19 protein-coding genes, 1 pseudogene and 1 riboswitch are annotated in these 24,294 nt (G+C 48.5%); of the genes and pseudogenes, 9 read left to right on the top strand and 11 right to left on the bottom strand.

Annotated elements, in window-relative coordinates:
* The first annotated feature begins 13 nt into the window (after positions 1–13).
* From BP71_RS16810 to BP71_RS16795, 4 genes and pseudogenes are all read left to right on the top strand, one after another.
* Positions 14–3,472, top strand: coding sequence for a DUF7948 domain-containing protein (locus BP71_RS16810; protein ID WP_496381204.1), 3,459 nt, complete (start codon positions 14–16; stop codon positions 3,470–3,472).
* A 289-nt stretch (positions 3,473–3,761) separates the two neighbouring features.
* Positions 3,762–3,902: pseudogene (locus BP71_RS16805) on the top strand (putative toxin-antitoxin system toxin component, PIN family); the annotation flags it as partial.
* Between the two features lie 13 nt (positions 3,903–3,915).
* Positions 3,916–4,359: a DUF4920 domain-containing protein gene (locus BP71_RS16800; RefSeq protein WP_496381202.1), complete on the top strand. Its 444-nt coding sequence runs from the start codon at positions 3,916–3,918 to the stop codon at positions 4,357–4,359.
* Positions 4,360–4,431: 72 nt separating this feature from the next.
* Positions 4,432–6,213: an SGNH/GDSL hydrolase family protein gene (locus BP71_RS16795; RefSeq protein ID WP_496381200.1), complete on the top strand. Its 1,782-nt coding sequence runs from the start codon at positions 4,432–4,434 to the stop codon at positions 6,211–6,213.
* 12 nt (positions 6,214–6,225) lie between these two features.
* Here the strand turns inward: BP71_RS16795 and BP71_RS16790 are convergent, their stop codons facing one another.
* From BP71_RS16790 to argS, 4 genes are all read right to left on the bottom strand, one after another.
* Positions 6,226–7,119: a 1,4-dihydroxy-2-naphthoate polyprenyltransferase gene (locus tag BP71_RS16790; protein WP_496381198.1), complete on the bottom strand. Its 894-nt coding sequence runs from the start codon at positions 7,117–7,119 to the stop codon at positions 6,226–6,228.
* A 25-nt stretch (positions 7,120–7,144) separates the two neighbouring features.
* Entirely contained in the window at positions 7,145–7,519 is a 375-nt protein-coding gene (locus BP71_RS16785; RefSeq protein WP_496381196.1) for a DUF5618 family protein, read from the bottom strand.
* Positions 7,520–7,589: 70 nt separating this feature from the next.
* Positions 7,590–8,147, bottom strand: coding sequence for a glutathione peroxidase (locus tag BP71_RS16780; RefSeq protein WP_496381194.1), 558 nt, complete (start codon positions 8,145–8,147; stop codon positions 7,590–7,592).
* A 139-nt stretch (positions 8,148–8,286) separates the two neighbouring features.
* Complete coding sequence (gene argS / locus BP71_RS16775; protein WP_496381192.1) at positions 8,287–10,065, bottom strand: arginine--tRNA ligase; 1,779 nt, start codon at positions 10,063–10,065, stop codon at positions 8,287–8,289.
* Between the two features lie 163 nt (positions 10,066–10,228).
* Between argS and BP71_RS16770 the strand changes: the two genes are divergently transcribed.
* Positions 10,229–11,788, top strand: coding sequence for a hypothetical protein (locus tag BP71_RS16770; protein WP_496381190.1), 1,560 nt, complete (start codon positions 10,229–10,231; stop codon positions 11,786–11,788).
* Between the two features lie 10 nt (positions 11,789–11,798).
* Here the strand turns inward: BP71_RS16770 and pyrR are convergent, their stop codons facing one another.
* The gene (gene pyrR / locus BP71_RS16765) at positions 11,799–12,341 is read right to left on the bottom strand and encodes a bifunctional pyr operon transcriptional regulator/uracil phosphoribosyltransferase PyrR (RefSeq protein WP_496381188.1); all 543 of its coding nucleotides are present in this window, start codon (positions 12,339–12,341) and stop codon (positions 11,799–11,801) included.
* Between the two features lie 64 nt (positions 12,342–12,405).
* Between pyrR and pth the strand changes: the two genes are divergently transcribed.
* Both pth and BP71_RS16755 read left to right on the top strand, forming a co-directional pair.
* Positions 12,406–12,966, top strand: coding sequence for an aminoacyl-tRNA hydrolase (gene pth, locus BP71_RS16760; protein ID WP_496381186.1), 561 nt, complete (start codon positions 12,406–12,408; stop codon positions 12,964–12,966).
* A gap of 241 nt (positions 12,967–13,207) precedes the next feature.
* Positions 13,208–13,675 carry a hypothetical protein gene (locus BP71_RS16755; protein ID WP_496381184.1) on the top strand — a complete coding sequence of 156 codons (468 nt, stop codon included), beginning with the start codon at positions 13,208–13,210 and terminating at the stop codon, positions 13,673–13,675.
* A 75-nt stretch (positions 13,676–13,750) separates the two neighbouring features.
* On the opposite strand, the gene BP71_RS16750 is transcribed toward BP71_RS16755, so the two are convergent.
* A complete protein-coding gene (locus BP71_RS16750; RefSeq protein ID WP_496381182.1) occupies positions 13,751–15,145 on the bottom strand; it encodes an OmpA family protein in 1,395 nt (464 codons plus the stop codon).
* 73 nt (positions 15,146–15,218) lie between these two features.
* Here BP71_RS16750 and BP71_RS16745 point away from each other — a divergent pair, with 73 nt between their 5' ends.
* Entirely contained in the window at positions 15,219–16,112 is an 894-nt protein-coding gene (locus BP71_RS16745; RefSeq protein ID WP_496381180.1) for a DMT family transporter, read from the top strand.
* Here BP71_RS16745 and BP71_RS16740 read toward each other — a convergent pair.
* The 3 genes from BP71_RS16740 to BP71_RS16730 all read right to left on the bottom strand — a co-directional run bounded on the left by BP71_RS16740 (position 16,109) and on the right by BP71_RS16730 (position 19,559).
* Positions 16,109–16,897, bottom strand: a complete 789-nt coding sequence (locus BP71_RS16740; RefSeq protein ID WP_496381178.1) for a PhzF family phenazine biosynthesis protein — start codon at positions 16,895–16,897, stop codon at positions 16,109–16,111. The genes BP71_RS16745 and BP71_RS16740 overlap by 4 nt on opposite strands.
* Positions 16,898–17,025: 128 nt before the next feature.
* Positions 17,026–18,576, bottom strand: coding sequence for an alpha,alpha-trehalase TreA (treA, locus tag BP71_RS16735; protein ID WP_496381176.1), 1,551 nt, complete (start codon positions 18,574–18,576; stop codon positions 17,026–17,028).
* A 41-nt stretch (positions 18,577–18,617) separates the two neighbouring features.
* Complete coding sequence (locus BP71_RS16730) at positions 18,618–19,559, bottom strand: M20/M25/M40 family metallo-hydrolase (RefSeq protein ID WP_496381175.1); 942 nt, start codon at positions 19,557–19,559, stop codon at positions 18,618–18,620.
* Between the two features lie 147 nt (positions 19,560–19,706).
* A riboswitch (SAM riboswitch) is annotated at positions 19,707–19,814 on the top strand.
* A gap of 167 nt (positions 19,815–19,981) precedes the next feature.
* Here BP71_RS16730 and BP71_RS16725 point away from each other — a divergent pair.
* Positions 19,982–21,031, top strand: coding sequence for a homoserine O-acetyltransferase family protein (locus BP71_RS16725; protein WP_496381173.1), 1,050 nt, complete (start codon positions 19,982–19,984; stop codon positions 21,029–21,031).
* 56 nt (positions 21,032–21,087) lie between these two features.
* On the opposite strand, the gene BP71_RS16720 is transcribed toward BP71_RS16725, so the two are convergent.
* Together BP71_RS16720 and BP71_RS16715 are read right to left on the bottom strand one after the other, a co-directional pair.
* On the bottom strand, positions 21,088–21,858 hold the full coding sequence (locus tag BP71_RS16720; RefSeq protein WP_496381171.1) for a glycerophosphodiester phosphodiesterase: 771 nt from the start codon (positions 21,856–21,858) through the stop codon (positions 21,088–21,090).
* A gap of 117 nt (positions 21,859–21,975) precedes the next feature.
* Positions 21,976–24,294 carry an FdhF/YdeP family oxidoreductase gene (locus tag BP71_RS16715; RefSeq protein ID WP_496381169.1) on the bottom strand — a complete coding sequence of 773 codons (2,319 nt, stop codon included), beginning with the start codon at positions 24,292–24,294 and terminating at the stop codon, positions 21,976–21,978.

Raw genomic sequence — 24,294 nt, 5'->3', positions numbered from 1 at the left:
AGCCGCCCGGACTATGCAGAAAACTCTACGGCTTATCCTTGTTTCACTTCTCATCGTCGTCCAACTAGCAGGCCATTCCAGGGCATCCGGTTCCTATTTTATTGAAAACCGGGGGCAATGGGGAAAGGAAGTACTTTTCCGCGCCAGCATTCCGGGTGGTTTCCTGTTCCTTAAAAAACATTCACTGGTGTATGTGCTCTATGACGGATCGAAAGTTTCGGCGCTGCACGGAAGAAATACCCCGCCTTCTCCGGGCGCCCGCGAAACTTTAAGTCAGTCGAGCATCCCTGCACACGGGGTAGAAGTGGTATTTCAAAATGCGTCCGATCAGGTGGTGCAGAAGGCTGTTAAGCAGGGTAAAACACGGTACAGCTACTTTTTGGGGAGCACTTCCGAAACCTGGGCAACGGATGTGAGTGGTTATGAGGAGGTCATTTATGAGAATATCTATCCCGGGACTGACCTCCGTATTTACCTCAATCAGCTCAAACTGAAATACGAGTTTATCCTCAGGCCCGGGGCAGACCCCTCGCGGATCAGTCTGCATTATAATGGTGCAGACCGCGTTTCATTGAATGAGTCTGGCCAAATTGTCATCAAGACTTCCGTAGGAGATATCAGGGAAGCCCAGCCCTATTCTTTTCAGCAGTCTAATGCCCGTACCAGCGAAGTGGCCTCCGCTTTCGAGCTTTCCGGCGATCGTACGGCCCGTTTTGTATTGCCGGCCGGCTATGATAAGTCAAAACCATTGACCATCGATCCTGAATTGATCTTTTCGACCTATTCGGGCTCTACGGCCGACAACTGGGGGCATACCGCCACCTACGACAGCGACGGTAACCTGTATTCCGGAGGTACGGTATTCGGAATAAATTTTCCGGTGACGACAGGCGCTTTTCAAGTCAAATTTGAAGGCCTTGTGGATGTATCCGTTATGAAGTTTACGCCTGATGGCAGCGACCTTTTGTATGCGACATTTCTCGGAGGTAATAACACCGATGTACCGACCAGCCTCATTGTCAACAGCAAGAAGGAGTTGCTGATCCTGGGGACCACATCGTCGCCCAATTTTCCTGTCCGCACCAATGCATACCAGACCAAATTCGGCGGCGGTACGCGCACAACCCCCATTTCAGGGCTTGAGCTCGTCAATGGCAGTGACCTTTTTGTTTCTAAGCTGAGCGCGGATGGGAAGCAGCTGAGCGCATCGACCTTCGCAGGCGGGAGTGGGAACGACGGCGTCAGCGCAACCGACGAGGTGGTGATCCGTAATTACGGCGACAGTTTTCGGGGCGAAATCGGGGTTGACGCCACTGACAGGGTTTACATTGTTTCCTCCACGATTTCGGCCAATTTCCCATTGAAAAACCCGGCACAAAGCAAACTTGCGGGCGGGCAGGATGGGGTTGTAATGAGGCTCTCACCGGGCTTGGATGAGTTGCAATGGTCCACTTATCTGGGCGGAGATAAATGGGATGCGGCTTATTCATTGAAGCTGGCAGGCACTGGGGATGTCTATATCGCCGGAATCTCGCAAAGTGGAACGCTGCCGGCAGGGGCGGGCGTTTACCAGCAAGGGTTAAAAGGCACGGAAGATGGTTTCGTGGCGCGTTTTGTAAATGATCAGTTGGCAGCACTGACTTACCTGGGAACCGACAAACAGGATGGCGCTTACCTGCTGGACATCGATCAGGCCAATCAGGTATACGTGTATGGGCTCACAACTGGAGCCTATCCTGTGAGTCAGGGAGTGTATCAGAATGCAAAAAGCGGCCAGTTTGTACATGCATTGGATGCGACTTTGTCTAAAACCATATTTTCAACGGTTATCGGTTCGGGACGTGGTACGCCGGATATTTCTCCGACAGCGTTTCTGGTGAGTGAATGTGGAAACATTTACCTGGCGGGTTGGGGCGGAAACGTCAACAGCGGAACAGGTAATAATGCAGCCAGCAGCACATTGGCATTGCCGGTTACGGATGACGCCATGCAGCATACCACGAATGGCAATAATTTTTACATCGCCATCCTCGAACAAGGTGCAAAGTCGCTTCTTTATGCAACCTACTTCGGAAGCCTTAGCAGGGATACGCGCCTTCAGGGCGATCACGTGGATGGCGGAACGAGCCGGTTCGACAAAAACGGAACCATATACCATGCTACCTGTGCATGCGGAGGTAGCAATTTCCCGGCAACGCCGCAGGCCTGGTCCACAACCAATAATAGTGATAACTGTAATAATGCGGCATTCAAGGTCGACATTGACCGTTTAAAGGCTGATTTTGATGTGTATTCAGGTAAGACAAAGGATGTGCTGAAAGGCTGCGCACCTTTGGCGCTGACATTCGTGAATACCAGCGAAGGCGGTATCGACTATATCTGGGAAGTAAGCGGCAATACCATATCGAGGGAAGAAGACCAGTCAGAATATACCTTCACCACGCCGGGCGAATATATCGTTACATTGAAGGCTTACAATCGATTGAGTTGCAAGAGAATGGATTTGATGGAAAAGAAGATCGTGGTAGAAACGCTCAATACACGTGTGACAGGCGATACGACGGTTTGTGAAAACTCAGTAATAAAATTAATGGCGAGCGGAGGGACGCAGTATAAATGGTCACCGGCAGCCGGATTGGATAACGTGACCAGTGCAACGCCCGTGGCGACCGTCAGGGAAACTACCGAATATACAATCGAGATCAGCAATGCAACGGGTTGTAAAGTGACTGAGCAGGTTAAAATAGCGGTTGAGAAAAAAACGGATTTCGCGGCTATGCCCGATGTGGAAGTATGCAGCGGCGCTGTCGTTACCTTGACAGTTTCCGGCGCTGCTCCGCAATATAAATGGCATGCCGCGCCCGGCTTTCCGGAGACAATAGGGAAGTCGGTTACCGTGAAGCCGGAGAAAACAACGACCTATGTCATTGAAGGGTTGTACGAAGACGGCTGCCGTCCGCTTCGGGAAATCACCGTGAAAGTGGATCAGTCGTATGCACCCGACTTTGAAATTGTGCAATCTGGCGGAGCGTGTAATGAGCCCTTTTCATATTCTTTGACCAATAAAACTGCCAATGCACAACGTTACGAATGGAACATGGGGGCCGGGAGTCCGGTGACGGGTCCGGATATCAAGGATTATGTTTTTGAAACACCCGGAGAATACACCATTACGCTTACAGCCTATAATGCCGCGGGGTGCTCACTGATCGCTTCCAGAAAAATTACCGCAGTTCCGGCATTTACATTAAGTAACGTAATCACACCGAATGGCGATGGGAAAAACGACTATTTCATTGTACCGGCGCCGTCGTCGTCACTGGAAATTTTTAACCGTTGGGGCAAATCGGTTTTCAAAGCTACGGATTATCAAAACGATTGGGGAAAGGGTATAGCAAATGGCACTTATTTCTACGTAGTCGATACGCCGCAGGGAAACCATTGCAAGGGTTGGGTCGAGGTGTTGGAGTAGGGAGGGGGATAATGATTGAATTGCTGCTATTTTTATGTTTTTGACACAAACACACTGATAAGCGCGTTTCTAATTAGTGGTGGCACCAGCTATCAGGCCTTACGTAAAGCCCTCGAAACCGGCGAGGTCATTACAACGCACACAATGAAAAGGGAGTTAGCAGATGTAATTTTGCGGAGGAAATTCGACCAGTACGTGGAACTGGAAGACAGGATTCAAATTTTGGACCTGACCGACAAACAGTTCAACGAGTATCGTGAACCAACGGAAAGGATAACAATGCAGAGATTCGAAAGACAATAAATTTCTTAAACTAGCGTCAGAAACAGACGCCTTATGTATTGTTACGGGCGACAATGACCTGTTGGTTCTTAACCCTTTCGGGAAAACCCGGATCCTGAATTCAAACGATTTTTTAGCACACTTTTAATTTCAACCAAAACATGAAAAATCTACTTTCAATTCTGCTGGTCGTCCTGGCCGCTTCATTTGTGAATGCGCAAAACCATTTTGGCAGAACAATCGATGACCAAAAAGCAATAGAAGCCAGCACCCTTCCGGCAAAAATGGGGGAGAAAAATGAAATGCAGGCCAAAGTGACCGGAACCGTGGAGTCGGTATGCCAGGCGAAAGGGTGTTGGATGAAAGTGAATCTCGATAATGGGGAAACAATGCGCGTCATGTTCAAGGATTACGGGTTCTTTGTCCCCAAGGATATAGCCGGCAAGACTGTTGTTTTTGAAGGAGAAGCGCAAAAGAAGACGGTATCCGTAGAACATTTGAAGCATTATGCACAGGATGCGGGAAAAAGTCAGGCTGAAATTGCCAAAATAACCGAACCGAGGGACGAACTGACATTCATAGCAGATGGAGTAATTGTGAAATAATCTGCCGGTACAAAGTAAGAAATAACCAAACGGGCACTTTTGTAGTGATACATCGGTGTCCGTTTCGTTTTTATGCTTTCCAGATCTATTTCAAGTGTGTGCCTGGGTTTGATGCTCAGCATTCAGGTGTTGGCGCAGAATAGCCAGTATGTTTGGTGGAACCCTCAAACCACCACTTTTCCGGTTGTAGAAGGGCAGGCCTGGCCGAAAGAGCTGAAAAGCCCCTACGACAGACTGCAGGGGCGGGCCGAAAAACAGGTGCGGGACGTGGTGTGGAACCTCTCCAACCAATCGGCCGGGTTGATGATCCGGTTTCGCGCCAACTCTTCCGAAATTAAGATTCGCTATGCGGTGGGCGGCAAGCACGCTCTCCCGCACATGCCCGCGACGGGTGTAAGCGGCGTAGACCTCTATGCAATCAGTAGCGATGGGGACTGGCGTTGGTGCGCCGGCAAATATGCGTTCGGCGATACCATTACCTATGATTTCAAAAATCTTGCGCCGAACGATAACTATCATAAGCACGGACGGGAGTACCGGTTGTTTCTGCCGCTTTATAATAGTGTGAAATGGCTGGAAATCGGCACGCCGGAAGGTAGCGAATTTACTCCCCTGGCTGTACGGCCAGATAAACCGATTGTCATTTATGGTACATCCATCGCGCAAGGCGCCTGCGCATCTAGGCCTGGAATGGCGTGGACGTCGATATTGAGCCGCAAAATGGACCGACCGTTGATTAATCTCGGGTTTTCGGGAAATGGCAGATTGGAAAAGGAAGTGGTCGACTTGTTGGGGGAGATCGATGCAAAAGTGTATGTGCTTGATTGCCTTCCTAACCTTATCATCCGCCCGGACTCGAAGCTGGGATTGACGACCGAGGAGATTCAGAAACGCGTCACCAGCACGGTGACGGCCCTCCGCCAGAAACGGCCGGATGTGCCCATAGTGCTCGCGGAACATGCAGGCTACACCGACGAGGACATTAATCCGCAGAGCAAGCATTATTATGCGGAGGTAAACGAGGTCTTGAAAGAAGCTTTCGCCGCATTGAAATCGAAGGGTTTTCAGAATATTTATCTCATACCAAAAGAAGATTTCGGGCAGACCTACGAGTCAACGGTGGACGGAACGCACCCGACGGATCTTGGAATGCTGCAATACGCGAACGGCTATGAGAAGCACTTGAGAAAAGTCCTGCATGAGCCCTCAGGTGAGGTTTCAACGAGCCGCCCGATAACTCAAATGCGCGAGTTGCACAATTACGACTGGGAAAAAAGGCATTCCGAAATTATGGAATTGAACCGGAAGGCACCTCCGTCGACAGTCGTGATCGGTAACTCGATTACGCACTTTTGGGGGGGAATGCCGAAGGGGCCACGGGCCACGGGCGAAAGTTCCTGGACCGGTACTTTCGGCAAAAGCGCAGTGAACATGGGTTATGGCTGGGATCGTGTCGAGAATGTGCTCTGGCGCATTTACCACGGCGAATTGGATGGCTTTTCTGCCAGGCAGATCTTCGTAAATATAGGAACTAACAACCTGGGCATCAACACCGACGAAGAGATTGTGCAAGGCTGGAAATTGCTGATTGAAGCGATTCAGTATCGCCAGCCAAAGGCACAATTGGTGATGATGGGTATTTATCCCCGTCGGCAGCAGGAGCCACGGGTGGCCTCGCTGAATGAGAAATTGTTACAACTAACGGGCGACTTCAATGTTATGTTCTTGAATCCGGGCAACGTTTTTCTGAAACAGGATGGTAAAATCGACGAGTCGTTGTTCTCGGATGGATTGCATCCCAATGAAAAGGGCTACGAGCTGCTTGGAAAAGCGATTAAGCCATTTGTGAAATAACGGGCCGGATAATCAGAGAACCACGCCAATCCCGAAAAGGATCACAAAAAGTAGCGTCGAAAGCGCCATTTGTTTTAGATAAGGATCCAGTTCGCTGGCTTGTGTAAGTCGGGAGATAGCCAATCCGTTCTTAATGAACAGTGGGAAGCTCAGGAGGAAGATGAGGCTGGTATAGCCTGAGAAATGCTGAATTGTGTAGATAGACACGCAAAGCATTCCGATCAATAGGATACTCCAGTGGTACAGGATCGCTTTTTCACGTCCGAGGCGCACGGGAATCGAGTTTTTACCTGTCGCACGGTCGGATTCGATGTCCCGGATGTTGTTGATATTCAATACGCCTACTGCGAAAAGTCCACAGCTGCTCGCGGGTAGGAGCATACCCCAATCCCACACATGCGTATGCAGGAAGTTGCTTCCCAGCACACCCACCCAACCGAAAAAGATCAATACCGAAAGATCCCCCAACCCGACATATCCGTAAGGACGCTTACCCGCGGTGTAGGTAATGGCTGCGATGATGCAGGCAATACCGATTCCTAAAAACACCCAGAACGTACTAGCGGGGGCGTTATGTAATGCCACAGTAAGCAACGCAATACCTGAAATCAATGCGAGAACGGAGAAAATGACAATCGCGCGGAGCATTTTGGCAGCACTGATCTCACCCGCATGTACAGCCCGCTTCGGTCCCTGGCGTAATTCTGTATCCTTTCCATTCACAGCGTCGCCGTAATCATTGGCGAAGTTGGAAAGAACCTGCAATATTATGGTCGTCAGGACGCTCAGTGCGGCGACGGGCCAGCTAAACTGTCCGCTGGAAGCAGCCAGGAAGCAGCCCATTAAAATACAGGAAAGTGAGAGGGGCAATGTCCGCGGGCGTGCAGCCTCAATCCAGGGATTCATTCGATAATGTTTTAGTCAGGTTGTGTCAGGCCTGCGCTTTTTGCTCAGCCCGGTTTATTATTCGTTCTGCAAGTTCCAGTCCCTCTCGCGAGACAGCGGCACTCAGATTGCCGTCATAGCTCATAGCCAAATGCAACGTATCGTAGGCAACCATAAAAGTCGAGAGCATTTTTTTATCGATCCCGGATAATTCTTCTTTGTACCAATCAACACTTTTCCTCCCTTTCTTCTTGTTTCCGAAAACTGCATCCAAAGCGACCAACACACCGGAATATGCGGTGTGACCAGCCATTTTTACATACTTGCGGTCCTTGTAAAAACCATCCTCTTTCATCGCTTTTTCACGGAGGATTTCTTTAGCATTGGAAAGATAGCGGCGGGCTTCATGAATGTCTTTCATATATAGTTGCGTATAGTTTGTGGTTTAAAATGCAGCTGCCGGAAGCATGCCTCCGGCAGCCGTACTATCTTTAGATTCCAACAGCCTTGGTGAATTCGGCATCCGTCGGTAATACTTTGGAAGCGAAGAAATTGGTCAGTTCGCCTTTTTCGTTGATCACATACTTGCAGAAATTCCAGGTAGGAACTTTATCGTTCCAGCCATTGAGGTCCTTATTGCTGAGCCACTTGTAAATTGGCGCCTGGTCATCGCCCAGTACCGATACTTTTTCAAACATCGGAAATGTTACGCCGTAAGTTGCAGAGCAGAAAGTAGCGATCTCTTCGCTGGAACCCGGCTCTTGTCCACCGAAATTATTAGCCGGGAAGCCCAGAACAACCACCTTGTCGCCATGGTCTTTGTAGAACTTTTCCCAGTCGGCATACTGCTTTGTATAGCCGCATTTGGACGCGACATTCAGGATCACAACTTTCTTGCCTTTGTATTTCGCGAGGTCTACGGTTTTGCCGCCAACCAGTGATTTTACTTTGAAATCGTACAGCGTTTGTTGTGCAGCAGGAGCATTCTCCGGTCTGCTGGCCATTTCGGATTTGTCGACAAACAGCCCGGTAATTAAGGAAGTAATCATAATGAAAAGTGTCTTAAGGAAACTCATGATCGGTTTTGGTTATGGTTAGTACATATTGTTAAAAAATAAATTGCATGCACGGATCGGTTTTCACCATATCCAAAACCCTATACGAACAGGTTTTGGGAACAGTTGCTTGTTACATCCGCTCGGGGACATCTATGCCCAATAACCCCAAAGCCTTACGAATTGTTTCAGCAACCGCGCCCGATAATGCGACCCTCAGGCGGACAGCCACCGGATCGGGATCGGAGAAGATCGAAACCTCAGCGTAAAATTGGTTGTATACCTTCGCAAGGTCGAATGCATATTGTGAAATCAGGGATGGCGCAAACTCACCGGCCGCCGCCAGCACCTTCACTGGATATTGTGATAATGCAAACACCAGCTCACGTTCCGCCTGATGCATTTGATAACCGTTTGCGGGTATTTCGGGAGCGATAGCGGCTTGCTCAGCCTTGCGAATAATCGACCGGACGCGCGCATAAGTGTATTGGATAAACGGACCTGTGTGCCCTTGGAAATCGATGGATTCTTCCGGATTAAAGAGCATCCGTTTTTTTGGATCGACTTTCAGTAGGAAATATTTCAATGCGCCCAACGCAAGCTGATTGTAAAGCTGGCGAGCTTCCTCGCTGTTGAAATCGTCGATTTTTCCTAGTTCCTGGGTGCGGTCCGAAGCAGTCTGCACCATTTGAGCAACCAGATCATCGGCGTCCACAACAGTTCCCTCACGTGATTTCATTTTGCCTGACGGAAGATCCACCATTCCGTAGCTGATGTGGTAGCAACCGTCGGCATAGGTTCTTCCCAGGCGTTTCAGGATCGCAAAGAGCACCTTGAAATGGTAGTCCTGCTCATTGCCCACTACCCAAAGGTAACGGTCGTTGCCGAAGTCGCTGTTTTTTAATTCGGTAGTCCCCAAATCCTGCGTGATGTATACCGATGTACCATCCCCCCGAAGCACCAGTTTCTCATCCAGTCCTTCCGCTGCGAGGTCGATCCATACTGAACCATCCGGTTTTTTGAAAAATACGCCTTTTTGAAGCCCCTCTTCAATGATGTCTTTGCCCAACAGGTAGGTGTCGGACTCATAGTAAGTTTTGTCGAAACTGACGCCGATTTTGCTGTAAGTCTGAGCAAAACCATCGTAGACCCATTTGTTCATTTTTCGCCATAAGGCTACCGTTTCAGGGTCATTGTTTTCCCAAAGCAGGAGTAGTTTCTGGGCTTCCAAGATCCAGGGGGCCTTTTTGGCAGCTTCTTCTTCGCTCAAACCCTCTTCTGTCAGTACCTTGATCTGTTTCTTGTATTCTACATCGAACAGCACATAATACTTGCCGGCCAGGTGATCGCCCTTGATGCCGCTGGATTCGGGTGTTTCACCGTTGCCCAGTTCGCGGTAGGCCAGCATCGATTTGCATATGTGGATGCCACGGTCATTGACCAGGCATGTTTTTACGACATCGTAGCCGCTCGCTTTCAGTATCTTAGAAAGTGAATCGCCCAGGAAGTTGTTGCGAAGATGCCCCAGGTGCAATGGCTTGTTGGTGTTAGGCGAAGAAAACTCGACCATGACCGACTGCCCGTTGGAGGGGAATGTGCCGAATGCTTCGTCAGTTGAAATCTGAGTGAAAAGATCTAGCCATGTGCTGTCTTTTAGACTGATGTTCAGAAAGCCCTGGACGACATTGAAACCGGATATCACCGGTGAGCTCTCTACAAGCTCCTGACCGATGATCTGCCCAATCTCGGCTGGTGCTTTCTTTGCCGCTTTGGTCAGTGGAAATGTAACGAATGTGTAAAACCCTTCAAATTCTTTTTTTGTAGGTTGGAGGATGATTTCCAGGGTATCCAGTTCGAAATGTTTTTGGACCGCTTTTTGAATATCTTCCTTGAGTATTGCTTCAATTGTCATGAAAAATCGTGTAATCCGTCGATGGTCTCCTGATTTTGCAGATACATCCCGGCAAGTTTTTATTTAAGTGAAATTATTTCTAATATTAATAGCAATGTTATCCTGTTTGAATGCAAAATTAGGCTAATTATTGAAGAGAGTTACACCCCTGAATGAAGAAGTTATGCATAAGCTTTCTATAAATCTTATCGGGCTGATTTTCGTGCTCCTGCTGGCCATGTCCCCGCTGTGGGAAGCGGAGGCGCAGCTGCAACAATCCGACCGTCTGGAAATTCCGACAAGCTCTTCTTCTTCCGAACAATTTGAGGTGTTCAGCCTGGGTGAGCGTGGAATACTGTCCGTCGTCAGGGGGAGTGAATATTCGAATCGAAATGAGCAATGGCAGTTTGTGAAATACGATACGACGTTGAAAGCGGTCTGGCGGACTTCGTACAAGCTGGATTTTCGGTACATTCCGGTTATGGCCTATAAGGCTGAGGAGAGTGGCTACTGGCTGTTTGCCGAGCCGGATACGGATAAATTTCTCTTTATCCAGCTCAATTTCAATGACGGCTCTATCGATACCTACAAGGGCAACTTGCTTTCGGGCGTGGACGTTCAGCATTTCAAGGTAATTGGCAGTAAGGCACTGGTTTCAGGTTATTACCGCTCCCGGCCGATCGTGATCGTCCATTCATTTTTTGATCATACCACACGCGTTTTACCCGGTCTGTTTGAAAAAAACACCGAATTGAACAACGTGGATATCAATGAGATCGACGGATACATCAATGTGATCACTTATGCTTACAGAAAGAAAAATTGTGTTTTTGAAATAAAAACTTATAATTATGACGGCAAGTTGCTGAAAAAGACAACATTAAGTGATCCGAGATATAGTTTTATATCCGGCCAGATCGTGCCGCTGAATCCTGACGATTCTTACCTGATCGGGAATTACTCGGTGGGTTGCACGCAGTACTCGCAGGGCTTGTACGTGACACACATTTCGGATGATACACCCGAGGATCCGCAATTTATAGAGTTCTCGGAATTGCAGAATTTCTTCAACTATATGAAGCCCAAGCGTCGTCAGCGGGTTTTGGAGAAAATAGGAAAAAGAAAAAGTCTGGGGAAGGAAAACCGCTTCCGTTACCGGCTGCTTGTCCATCAGCTGATCCAGACCGAAAAGGAGATCGTGCTGGTTGCAGAAGTTTATTATCCCAATCAGCGGTCTACCAGTCCAATCATCTCCGGAGGTATCTCGCGTCCCTATGTGGCCCGTGCGCTGGAAGGTTACCGCTATACACACGCCATTGTTTGTGGGTTCGATCGCAGCGGCAAGTTCATTTGGGATAACTGTATTACGATCAAAGACCTGACAAGTTTCGATCTGCAGGAAATGGTTCAGGTTACTCCCGTAGATGATTATTTTGTGCTCGCCTACCCTCAGGAAGGAGATATACACACCGAAGTAATCAGCAGGAACAAAGTCGTGGTGGAGTCGGAGAAATTCAAAATCAACCCGAAATCGGAAAAAGAGAAAGTGCTGAACAATGAGGACGGTTACCTGTCGCCCTGGTACGGACAGTACTTCCTCGCTTACGGCATGCAGCGACTAGGCACCTCGTCGATCGGTCAGGGCCGTGAGGTTTTCTATGTCAACAAGCTGACTTATAAAACAGACGAGATCGGTAAAATAGAGGCAAAAGAAGAAGCTTCGAGGCCAAGACAGCAACCATAGGCCTCTTGTTTCAATCGACAAGCCAGATGTGATCGGATTCAAAACCTTGCTCTTTCCATTCCACCTGAACGCGCTGGCTTTCGACAGTGCTTACTTCCATGCCTACATAATTCGGGTCGATGGGTAATTCGCGGTTGTACCGGCGATCTATCAGAACAAGCAGTTCCACGGTTTTAGGGCGCCCGAAAGCGGTCATGGCATCCAGGGCAGCCCTGACCATCCGTCCGCTCGCGAGTACGTCATCAATGAGGATCACTTTTTTACCTTCGATCAGAAATGGGACGTTGGTTTTATTAGGGACCAGGGGCGACTCTCTGCGCCTGAAATCATCGCGGTAGAATGTCGCGTCGAGATAACCCGCCATGATGTTTTGTCCGGTTTTTTCGCGGAGTTCCGTTACAATGCGCTCCGCGAAATGTATTCCCCTGGGCTGCAGACCCATGACAACCGAATTGGAGAAGTCCTGGTGATTCTCAATCAGTTGCTGGCAAAGCCGGCTGATCATAATCTCCAGAAGAGGGCTGCTCAGTATTAATCGTTTTTGGGCTATCATGAAATTTCCCTGAATTTTAGCCTAAATTAAAGTGCTCTTAGACGAAATTAAAAACTTTTATCCAATGAAATATCTTATTGCCGGGCTGGGAAATATTGGTCCGGAGTATGCTTTTACCCGACACAATGCAGGATTCATGGTGCTGGACAGGCTTGCAGCGCAACATGATTTCAAATTTTCCTTTGAAAAACTGGCATTTGTGGCAGAATGGAAGTTTAAAGGCAGGCACATTTATTTTATCAAACCCACTACCTACATGAACCTGAGCGGGAAAGCGATAAGGTATTATATGGATCAGTTTAAAGTAACAGCCGAAAATACGCTGGTGATCGTGGATGAGCTGCAACTGCCTTATGGCACGCTGCGCATTAAACCCAAGGGGAGCCATGGAGGTCACAATGGCCTGAAAAACATTGAAGAACTGCTGGGGACCAGCGAGTATCCGAGATTGCGGTTCGGGATCGGAAATAATTTTCCGAGAGGAAGGCAAGTAGATTATGTGCTAAAACCTTTTTCCAATGAGGAAATGACGGAGCTGCCCATATTTTTGGACCGGGCCGGCGATATGGTTGTTTCGTTTTGTACTTTGGGGATACAATCTGTAATGAATAATTATAACCAATGATTGTACTTTTTAAAGAAAATATAAATATTTCAAGAATTTAGTTTATTTGGTTTTTGTGCTTAAAATTAGAATTTTATAAAACTTATTCGTTGATAATTAGTATAAAATAGTTTTAATGTGGAGGGTATTGTGATTTAATTCCAAATAAAATTCCGATATGCTGCTTTCGTTCAATTTGTAATTTCAAAATTAATCCTGACATTTGTATCACGATTAGCCGAGAGATAAATTGAATAAATCCATGAAGACAAACAGAAATACTATTATATTTGCATTCGTAATAGGATTTCTGCTTTTCGCTCTGCCTCAGACTGGTACCGGAAAGGATACTGAAAGGGATTTAGAAGGAAATGTGATTACAGGAGGATCTGGGGAGCGTTTCAGTTCGTATATAGGTCAGGTTCTTCCTGATTTTGTAAAGAAAGAAAATTGGAGTATTATTGATAGTATTCTTACTTTATACAGCAATACTCCTTCCGGAATCCGAAAAGTGAACGAAAGCCAGTTTGAAGAGTTTAATGCGGCCGCTAAAGAATTGGAAGGAAACCTGGAAACGATCGGAACGTCTGAAGCGTTACAGTGGAAAAGGGATCTGAAAAGAACAATTGCAGCGATCCGGTTTATTAAGAGATTTGATTTGAATACGCTTGCAGATGATCAGATGGACAATGTGCCTTTAAGGGCTCCACGTCAAGAAGTCAGTTTGTAGCGAAGAGATATAAAAGATAAGAAAAGGTTAAGGGTTTAGGAATAGTCAGTATAAAGCCATCTCCATGAGGTGGCTTTATCTTTTTACCGGCTCCGCCCAAATATCCACCCTTCTGTTGGATTTTTTTAGCGTTTCCGACTGGTTCGCGCGCTTCGGCTGGGCAGAACCATATCCGGATCCTTCAATACGTTCTGCGGGGATGCCTTTTCCGAGTAGATAGGTTTTTACGGTTTCAACTCTTTTGTTCGACAGGTCCAGATTTTTCTCAAAGTTACCGGCATTGTCGGTATGTCCCTTCAAAACTACACGCAGATCCTGACGTCTTTGAAAATAGGAAACGATGCTGTCCAGATCGGCCAATGCGCCATCTTCCAGAACTTCTGTTCCCTGACTGAAATAAAGCGTGGAAAGGGGAGTAGAATGCGTTTCCGCTGAAAGGCTCATCAATGATTGGATTTCCTCGGAGCGGTTGTTAGTACGTATGGTAATGCTCTTGGATTGGAACCCATCGGCCTGGGCAGAAATGCGGTAGGTTTCGTGCGGGGGCAACTCTACAGTATAAACGCCATCTGTCGTTTTCGTATGGGCTACCAGTGAGTCATTGGCGGATTTTCGCACGAGTACTTCCGCGCCGCTCACCGGTTTGAGGTTACGGCCATCGTACACTTTTCCGGTAACCAATGCGAGATTCTTATTGCGGGTTGGCCCGGGTTTGGGTTCAGGCGCCTTGGGCTCCTCCTGTTGAAGTTCTTGCGCGACAGGTTCTTTAAAACTTTTGCTGATCGTCTGATAACTTCGCCGGACAAATACAGGGGTCATCACCCGGTCGTACAAACGGATCAATGCAATTGTACCTGCGCTCGCTTCATGGTTGGCGATCAGGTCGTCCTGGAAAAAATTGAGTACCTGATCCGTATCGAGCACGCCTTCGGTACCCGGGTCTTTGAACTCAACCTTGGAGAGGCCATTGATGTACATCTTGATCACCTTTGTTTCAAAGTCCCGTGAATACACGTAATGCACGTACTGGTTGGCGCGTACAGGCGCTTTTTCGCTGATGGCGAAATCATAAAAATTGAGCTTCCCGTCATAGATGTAACTACCGTAGTCGCTTTTCCTGTTTTTGAAATCCAGTACCCTTTTCCAGCTGTCGAGCTCGTTGAGTTTGAAATAGATTTCAACGGTGAAAGATTTGCTCAGGAAGCCTTTTGTTTCCGCATTGTTAAACTGCAGTCCGCTATTTTTTTCGAATACGTAAATGGAGCGGGTCAGGTAATCGGAACCGGGGATTTTCTCTTTGATGATTTGCCCGGGTTGCCCCAGTACCTTCAATGCGGGCCCTCCGGTTTCAATAGGTGTCAGACCGTTGTTAAAATCATAGGTCCATTGGTTCTGTGCGTAGGTGTGTAGCCCAGGAATATAGATCAAAGCGACGAGGAGTGAGGTCCACGCATTTTTTTTGTTAATCATACCCAAAAATATAAAAAGCGGGGGCGGAAGCCGAGGTACAACTTGTAATTTTGGGTGATTATTCTTTTTGCGTGTGAAAAATATCGCCATCGGTCTTCTCTTTTCCATTCTTTGGTCTTCTGCTTCTGTGGCAACCAAGTTTGGTGTCCAGTCTTCGGCTCCTCTGATATTGGCAAACGTTCGTTTCTTTATTGCCGGTATACTGCTCTTATCGTTTTCCTATCTGTTTGGCAAAGATAAAGCCTATCGGTTGCCGACAAAAAGGGAATGGCGGCAGCTATCCCTTTTCGGTTTCCTGAATACAACGCTGTACCTGGGTTTATATGTGTGTGCCATGAAATACACAGCTGCTGGAATCGGTAGCCTGGCGGTGTCCACCAATCCCCTGGTGATCGTTCTGCTATCGTCGTGGTGGCTCCAAAGAAAGCCGAAAGGCGAGGAATGGATGGGTATTGTGTTGGGAATGGGTGGGGTGGCCGTAGCTACCTATCCTTTGCTGGCCGATAGCTACACAACCGTAGGAGGTATCTCCTTGCTTCTGGTCAGCATGGTGGCAGTATCGGCAGCCAGCGTGTATTACGCGACTGTAGAATGGGAGCTGCCCAATTTGCTGATCAATGGCTGGCAGGTGCTTCTGGGTGGAATCTTCCTCATGCCCGCGACCTGGCTATTAAGCGATTTGACGACCACATCCTGGGATCAGACTTTCTGGGGATCGGTATTGTGGCTCAGTCTGGCTGTTTCCATTGTCGGCCTGATCTGCTGGTTCTATCTGCTTCGGATCGACACGGTGAAGGCATCGATGTGGCTTTTCCTCTGTCCGCTTTTTGGCTTCTTTTTTGCCTGGTGGCTTATGGGCGAGCCGATTACGGTTTATACCATTGCCGGTACGGTCCTAGTGATAGCCGGGCTGTACGCGGGGCAACGATCCAAATTAGCGGGGAAACCAGCACCTGGTAAGATCTAGTCCACAAGAATTTCGCCTTTCAGATAGAGCCTGGCCTGGCCTCCGATAGACACGCGCTCTCCTTCCAGTTCGCATTTGAGAAAGCCACCCCGTTTGGAAAGTTGTTTGGCAGTCAAATGCGTTTTAGAAAGTTTTTCGGCCCAATAAGGGATCAGCGTGGTGTGGGCTGAACCGGTGACGGGGTCTTCATCGACACCCGATTGCGGCGCAAAAAAACGGGACACAAAATCCACATCGTCGCCGGTCGCTGTTACAATAACCCCTCTGGCTGGTATTGTGGACAGGATGATGATGTCAAGATCAAGGTTTTTAATCACATCCTCCGATTCCAGCACGACCAGATAATCTGTTTTGCCTTTATATACTTCCAGTAACGTGGTGTTTTTGAGACTTTCAACCAATCCTGGCGGCGGTACGGCAATATGATACTGATCAACCGGAAAATTCAGTGTGAGCCAGTCTTCCTTGCAATTCACAGTAAGAATGCCGCTTCTCGATTCGAAGGTGATCGACTGGCCTTCATAGTTCTGTATATTGAAGATCACATATGCGGCGGCCAGGGTCGCATGTCCGCACAGATCAACTTCCACAGTGGGAGTAAACCACCGTATGTGAAAGCCAGATTCGGTCGGGACGTAAAATGCGGTTTCGGCAAGGTTGTTCTCGGCAGCGATGGCATGCATCGTCTCCTCAGGAAGCCATTGTTCCAAGGGAACTACGGCAGCCGGGTTTCCACCAAACAGCTTGTCTGTAAAAGCATCGATTTGATATATGGGGAGTTTCATGAAGTCAATGGGCTTGGTAACGGCAATGTATTAAAAATATCTGCTATGCGGAGAAGATTCCTTTGGAAATTTTTAATATAATTTATTGGAAATAGATAAAAAGTCAAATAGGTATACCTGCAAATTTACTACCGTTTCCGGTTTTTCATGCGAAGATACACACCGTTTGTCCAGCCGAATCCTTCCTGTATCTCATATTCGCCACCGCCGGCGATCAGGTTTGTATCCGACACATTATATTTTTCCAGCATTTTACCGGAATGCCTGAACTCCTTGTCGATGAGCCCCAGCCATTCGTCGCTTAGCTCGTTGGCGGTCCGGTGAAAATTGTAGTTACGTAGGCCCTTATAAACAATCCACTGCAATGGTGCCCAGCCATTAGGCGCATCCCATTGCTGACCGGTACGGATCATTGTTGTCAGCAAACCGCCCGATTTTAAAAAATTAAGTCGAATGTATGCCCGTACATAATGGGATTGGGACTTCGGAGCCAGCTTAAAAAACAGAGGAAAGGCTCCCGCAATGGTAATGGATTTGGTGAAATCTCTCCTTTTGAAATCATAATCCATATAATAATGCCTTGATTCATCCCAGAAATAAGTCTGGATCGCCAGACAGCGCTTCCTTGCCTTTTCCTCGTACAGCAAATGCAGTCTTCTATTGTCACAAAGCAGGTAGGCTTCGGCAAGAGCTTTTTCCAGATGGTATAGCAGGCAGTTCAGGTCGATGGGCAGGATATCTGTGGTGTGGATCGACGCAAAATCAGCGCCATTTGCGAACCACCGGCTGCTGAAATCCCAACCCGATTCCGCAGCAGCCCGGATATTACGGAACAGTTCATCCGGCTGCGTACCGTATTTTTCGGCGGCGTCGCGTGCCAGCTCGATGTCCTCACTGAACGACTCCGGTCGGGCTGTGGCTTTATCATCCCAATAGCGGTTCAGCACTACCCCGCCGGGCAAATGTACCAGACGGCGGTAAGCTGTAAACGGTTCGGCAGGTTGATGTCCTTCGTCCATCCAGTAGTCGTATTCCCGCTGCATTTGCGGGAGGTATTTTTTTAAAACTTTCTTTCCCTCCATCTCACTGTATAGTCTTACCATCAGGGAGAAGAAGGGTGGTTGTGAGCGGCTTAGATAGTAGGTCCGGTTCGCTGTCGGGATAAAGCCCAGGGTGTCGATGAGGTAGGCAAAATTGTTGAGCATGTTTTCAATCAGCTCCACTCTTCCCGATTCTTTCAGACCCAGCATGGTGAAGTAGCTGTCCCAGTAATAAATCTCCCGAAATCGCCCTCCCGGAACCACGTAAGGGAATGGCAACGGGATGAGCGAGCCGCCCCGCTCCTGGTTTTCCGGTTGGCGTGTCAGCACCGACCACAGGTTACGGATATGGTCGGATGTGGGCGCATTTTTGTCTGAATGAAATTCTGATGCGATATGACCGGGCATCCGGAAATATCGCCGGACGAAAGTTTCCATATCAAAAGCTTCATCCTGTTTCTCCTGATGGTATCTTTCGATGATCAGCACCGGGTCTTCCAGGGGAATAGCGTCCGCAAACGTTTTGGAATCCGAAAAAATGTGGCTGCATTGTACATCACGGAATAAAGATCCGTACAACTCCTCGGGAGAGATGTGAGACTGGCCGTAAGTAAATGAAGGTGCTACAAAACCGTACAAAACAAACTGACTTTAAAGGGTTAGCTGATTGAAATGCTGACCTATTTGACTTCCGTAAATTTCAGCTTTGGTAATTTCATCGCGTTTTCGATGATCCGGATCTGGATTCCCAGAATGCCGGCTTCCGCGTTGATATCGATCTTTTCAGCGTCGTCGGTTGGTTTGTGATAGTCGTCATGCCCGCCGGTATGGAAAAATAATACCGGTATCTGTTTGGCGTAAAACGAACCGTGGTCAGATCCGCCGCTTCCCGCATTGTCGGTGAAAAAGCGGGTTTCGCTTTTTACATCTTTAAAAACGGCCGGCCACTCGGCACTGGTTCCGAAACCACCGATGCCCACGCCGCGGGACGGGTCATATCTGCCTATCATATCCATATTCGACATGAAATTGATCTTATCCAAAGCCAGCGTCGGGTTGTTGACAAAGTACCTGGATCCTACCAGGCCGAGTTCTTCTGCCCCAAACGCTATAAAAAGGAAATTATAAGGCTCCTTGATGTTGTTTCCCGAAAAATACCGCGCCAGTTCGAGCAGTCCGGCTACGCCCGAGGCGTTGTCATCAGCGCCGTTGTGGATCTGTCCTTCGGGTTTGTCAGCTTTGGAGCTGCCCTGTCTTCCCATGCCAAGGTGGTCGAAATGAGCACCGATGACGATGGTATACTGCGCGCCGTTATCGAGAAACCCGATTACATTTCGGGCTTCGCGAATGCTGTCGGGAACTGTTATTCTTCTGATTTTAGCGGTAAATGGCTGAAAGAAGCCATTCGTACCTTTGGGTAAAAGATGGTACTTTTTGAATTGTTTCACCACATATCTGGCTGCTTTTTCATTTTCCTTGCTGCCGGTGCCACGGCCCTTCATTTTGTCTGAGGCAAGGAACGAGATGTGTTTGTGTATCTGGTCCGGGGAAGGGGCAAGTGATTGTCCTGAGGCGTAAACTGCGGCAAAAGTGAGCAGCAGACTGTGAAAAAAGATTCTCATTATTTCTGATCAATGTTGGTCGGCAAAGATAAGCGGAGGTGTTCCGACAGGACCATGCGTGGGACAGAATTTTTGCAATTATTTGTATTTTCAGGCATCCGGGCTTAATATTGCAGCATCAATCAATTGCTTCCCTGAACAGCGGTTGATTTATAAAGAAGAGGCGAGAGAATGGGCTCTATGAACCTCTGGCAACCTACTACCGCGACGGAGAAAGGTGCTAATTCCCACCTAAGTTATTAGGAGATATAAACTCAATTCGTGTGATCTTACAGTTAGAAATTTCCGTAAGCCGATTGGCTTTAGTCTCGCAGCTACAACCGAAAATGTATGTTTCGGCTGTTCAGTCGCCTGTTTTTTTATTTTGAAAAAAGCCGGCGGATTTCATTATGTATTGAATTTAAACGTGTGCTGGGGCACTTATGCAAGCGGAACAGAAAAACTTTAAATATCCCTATCCTTATGCGCTGGAAATGGGGGGAGAATTGCCGGGGTTTGAACTCGCATACACTACCTATGGGGAGCGAAATGTCAATGACAGCAATATCGTCTGGATTTGCCATGCCCTGACAGGCAGCTCCAACGCCGCTGAATGGTGGGACGGATTGGTAGGAGAGGATAAATATTTTGACCCGGCCAAATACTTTATCATTTGCGTCAATGTCCTTGGTTCAGCTTACGGTTCTACGGGGCCGTTGTCGGTCAATCCCCGGACTAATCTGCCTTATTACAGGAATTTTCCGACGATCACCGTCCGGGATGTAGTAGGAGCTATGGAACTGTTGCGTCAGGAGTTGGCAATCAATAAAATCCGCATTTGCATTGGCGGCTCACTGGGTGGGCAGCAGGCACTGGAATGGGCGGTGGAAAGACCGGATCTGTGCGAGGAGCTTATTCTGATCGCTTCTAATGCATTACACTCGCCATGGGGTATCGCATTTAACGAGTCACAGCGGATGGCCATCGAAGCGGACCCAACCTACGGGGACGAAACAGAAGAAGCCGGCAGCATGGGTATGCGGGCAGCGCGTTCAATCGCATTGCTTTCCTACCGCAATTACGATACTTATAATTTTACTCAGGCCCGCGATAACCCCGACCAGATCGATGACTTCCGGGCGTCGTCCTATCAGCAGTATCAGGGCGATAAATTTGTGAAGCGTTTCAATGCCTTTTCGTACTGGGTCTTATCCAAAATTATGGATTCGCATAATGTAGGACGGAACCGGGGCGGTATCGTGCATGCGCTGGGGCTGGTGAAGGCAAAAACCCTTGTGCTGGGGATCAAATCCGATCTGCTCTTCCCTTTGTCGGAGCAGCAGTTTCTCGCCCGGCACATTCCCGATGCAGTTTTCCAGGAAATAGACTCCCTATACGGTCACGACGGGTTTCTGATCGAATATAAACAACTAACGCAGGTGATCAGGGCCTGGCAGGAGACCAACGGGCAACTGCAAATGGCCCGGATCTGATACAAAAAATCCCTGTCTTTACCGGACAGGGATTTTTTGTATCAGCCCTTGGTCAATTATTTGGAAAGGCTCAGCAATAATTCCGGCTCGTTGGTGGTAATGTAGTCGACATCCTTTTCGAGGAAGTATTTCAAAGAGGCCTCGTCATTGACCGTCCATACATTGGTCGTCAGTTTCTTTTGACGCATGGCAGGAATGTAATCCTCTTTTCTTTTCAGTACGCTGAAATGGTAATCGATGCCATCCAGGCCAGCTGCCTGGATTTCGTCAGGCGTTTTGTCGCCATTCAGGTATTCCACATGCGCTTTAGGGGCCAGCTGCTTTACTTTCAGGCATACATCGAAATCGAAGGCAATGTAATCTGTGATCTTTTCGACCTTCATTTTCTTAACGAGCTCTACACATTTGGCAGCCAGTGCCAGTGAGCGCTCTTTACCCATCGACGATGTTTTGATTTCCAGGATCAGGCGGGTTTTTTTCTGTTTCGAGCCTGCTTTCAGGTATGCTTCAAGAGTAGGAAGGGCTTCGCCATTGGCAAGTTTGATTTGCGAAAGCTCCTGCGCATTGGTTTTTTCAATATGGGTCCCCTGGATGGAGTGGTCGTGCAATACAAACAAAACGGAATCGGCAGACATATGCACGTCGAACTCGCTGCCGTAGCATCCCAGCTTGATCGCATGTTCCAGCGCACCGATCGAGTTTTCGGTAGCACCGGTATTTTTCCAGGCTCCTCGGTGTGCAATTACCTTATTTTTATTTTGCGATATTCCATCCATGGAAATGAGGCTTAGCAGCCCTACGGCAATCGTTAAAAATACTTTTTTCATTTTATTCAATTTAAACTTCCTTAAAAAGACACTTTTTGGCCCATTATACCCTCTGGCGGCTCAAACAGAGGCGAAATTACGGTAAGTTCGGGCGGTTTGTGTTAGGCCAGTATTAAGTTAGTGCAAAGAATCCAGATGGGGTGTAATTGTCAATATCACCATTTTGGATGTAGGCGTATTGCTTTTCTCCGCAACGCTCGTAATGGGTACCAGTACATTGGTCTCGGGAAAATAAGTGGCTGTACATTGTTCGGGAATGGGGTATTCCACCACCACAAACTTGCGCGCAATACGTTCGATGTTGTCGTGGACATTGTGCAGATCCACCAGATCGCCATTTTTTAGGTTGTGTTTCCGGATATCGCCTCCATTCATGAGAATCACCCGCCGTTCATTGTAGATACCCCGATAGCGGTCGTTCAGGCCATACACGGTGGTATTGAACTGGTCGTGGCTGCGAATAGTCATCATCATCAGCTCATCGTCGCGGAGCTTCGGGGACTGTGGGGCCGCCACATGAAAGTGCGCCTTCCCGGAAGCCGTATCGAATGTTCCTGCGCGGTTGCAGTTAGGCAGATAAAAGCCGCCCGGCTGCCTGACACGCTCATTGTAGGCATCGAAGCCGGGAATAGTCCTTTCGATATCGGACCGGATATTGTCATAATTGTCTTCATACCGATCCCAGTTAACCCAGCTTCTTGTTCCTAATGTCGCTTTTGCCAGTCGGCAGACAATGTCCGGCTCGCTGAGCAACTGGTCCGATATGGGTGTGAGCACGCCTCTGGAGAGCTGTACCACACCCATCGAGTTTTCGCATGACACAAAACGATTTTCTCCGTCGTGCATGTCTTTGTCGCTCCTGCCCAGGCAGGGGAGTATGAGCGCTTCTTCGCCGTGTACGAGGTGGCTTCTGTTTAGCTTGGTCGAGACATGGACTGTCAGTCGGCATTTTTGCAGCGCTTCTGCGGTAAACCGCGTATCGGGTGTGGCGGAAAGAAAATTCCCGCCCATTGCAAAAAATACCTTTCCACGTCCGTCATGCATGGCTTTAATGCATTCCACGACATCGAAGCCGTGAGTGGCAGGAGGTGTGAAGCCGAAGTTTTTCTCGATCGTGTCGAGCAATTTCCTGGGAGGCCTTTCGAATATGCCCATCGTGCGGTCACCCTGAACATTGCTGTGTCCCCTGACAGGGCAGGTCCCGGCCCCCGGTTTGCCGATACTACCTTTGAGTAACAGCAGATTCACGAGTTCCTTGATCGTATCCACGGCATTTTTGTGCTGGGTGAGGCCCATTGCCCAACAGGCGATGATCTTACCCTTACCTGCGATGACGCGTGCCGCTTCCAGCACCTGCGGGAATGGAATGCCTGCTTGTAGGGCCAGTTGTTCTGCATCGTATCGTCTGAGGTCGCCGACCAGCTCTGCAAAGCCCTGGGTATGTGCCTCGATGAACGGATGATCGAACACCGTACCGGGGTTTTGATCCTCTTCGGCAAGCAGCAATAATTCGATGGCCTTAATCAATGCCAGGTCGCCGTTAATTTTTACCTGCAGGAAAATGTCGGTGAGCCCGGGGTTTATGCCAAGTACACCCGCAACACTTTGCGGATTATCAAAACCCATCAAACCTGTTTCGGGCAGCGGATTAATGGAGATAATCTTTGCTCCGTTTGCCTTGGCCTTTTGTAACGCGCTGAGCATTCTCGGATGATTGGTGCCGGGGTTTTGTCCCAGGATCAGGATCACTTCGGCCTCATAGAAGTCGTTCAGCGTTACCGACCCTTTGCCAATCCCGAGCGATTCGCCCAATGCCGTTCCGCTGCTTTCATGGCACATATTGCTGCAATCAGGAAGGTTGTTGGTGCCAAATTCCCTTACAAAAAGCTGGTACAGGAAAGCCGCTTCATTACTGGTTCGTCCAGAGGTGTAAAAGATGGCTTCGTCCGGCGAATTCAGCCGGTTCAGTTCCGTTCCGATTTTTTCAAAAGCAGCCTGCCAGGTAATAGGCTGGTAATGTGTGCCGCCCGCCGGAAGGAACATGGGCTGTGCTATCCGGCCTTTTCCCCCGATCTCATAATCCGTCAGCTTGCCCAGATCCCGCACGGCGTTTTGTGAAAAGAAATCGGCGGTGAGCTTTTTGGTGGTTGCTTCTTCGGCTACGGCCCTGGCCCCGTTCTCGCAGTACTCGGCAATACCCGAGCGTTCGTCGTCCGGATCCGGCCATGCACAGCTCGGGCAGTCGAAGCCGCCTTTCTGGTTCAGGCTGAACAGTGCTTTCATGCCCCGCTGCAAACCTGCCTCGCCGATAACCTTTTCGAAGCTGGAAACAACGGCCGGAATGCCGGCAGCAACCTTCTTAATATTGCCTTTCTTGAGGCCCGTCAATTTTTCGGGGTTTTCAGAACCGGGAACAGATAGCGGATGGTCGGCCAT

It is taken from the genome of Dyadobacter ginsengisoli DSM 21015 (genome assembly GCF_059568735.1).
Note: the sequence above shows the minus strand (reverse complement) of the source record. Positions and strands in the feature narration are given on the sequence as shown.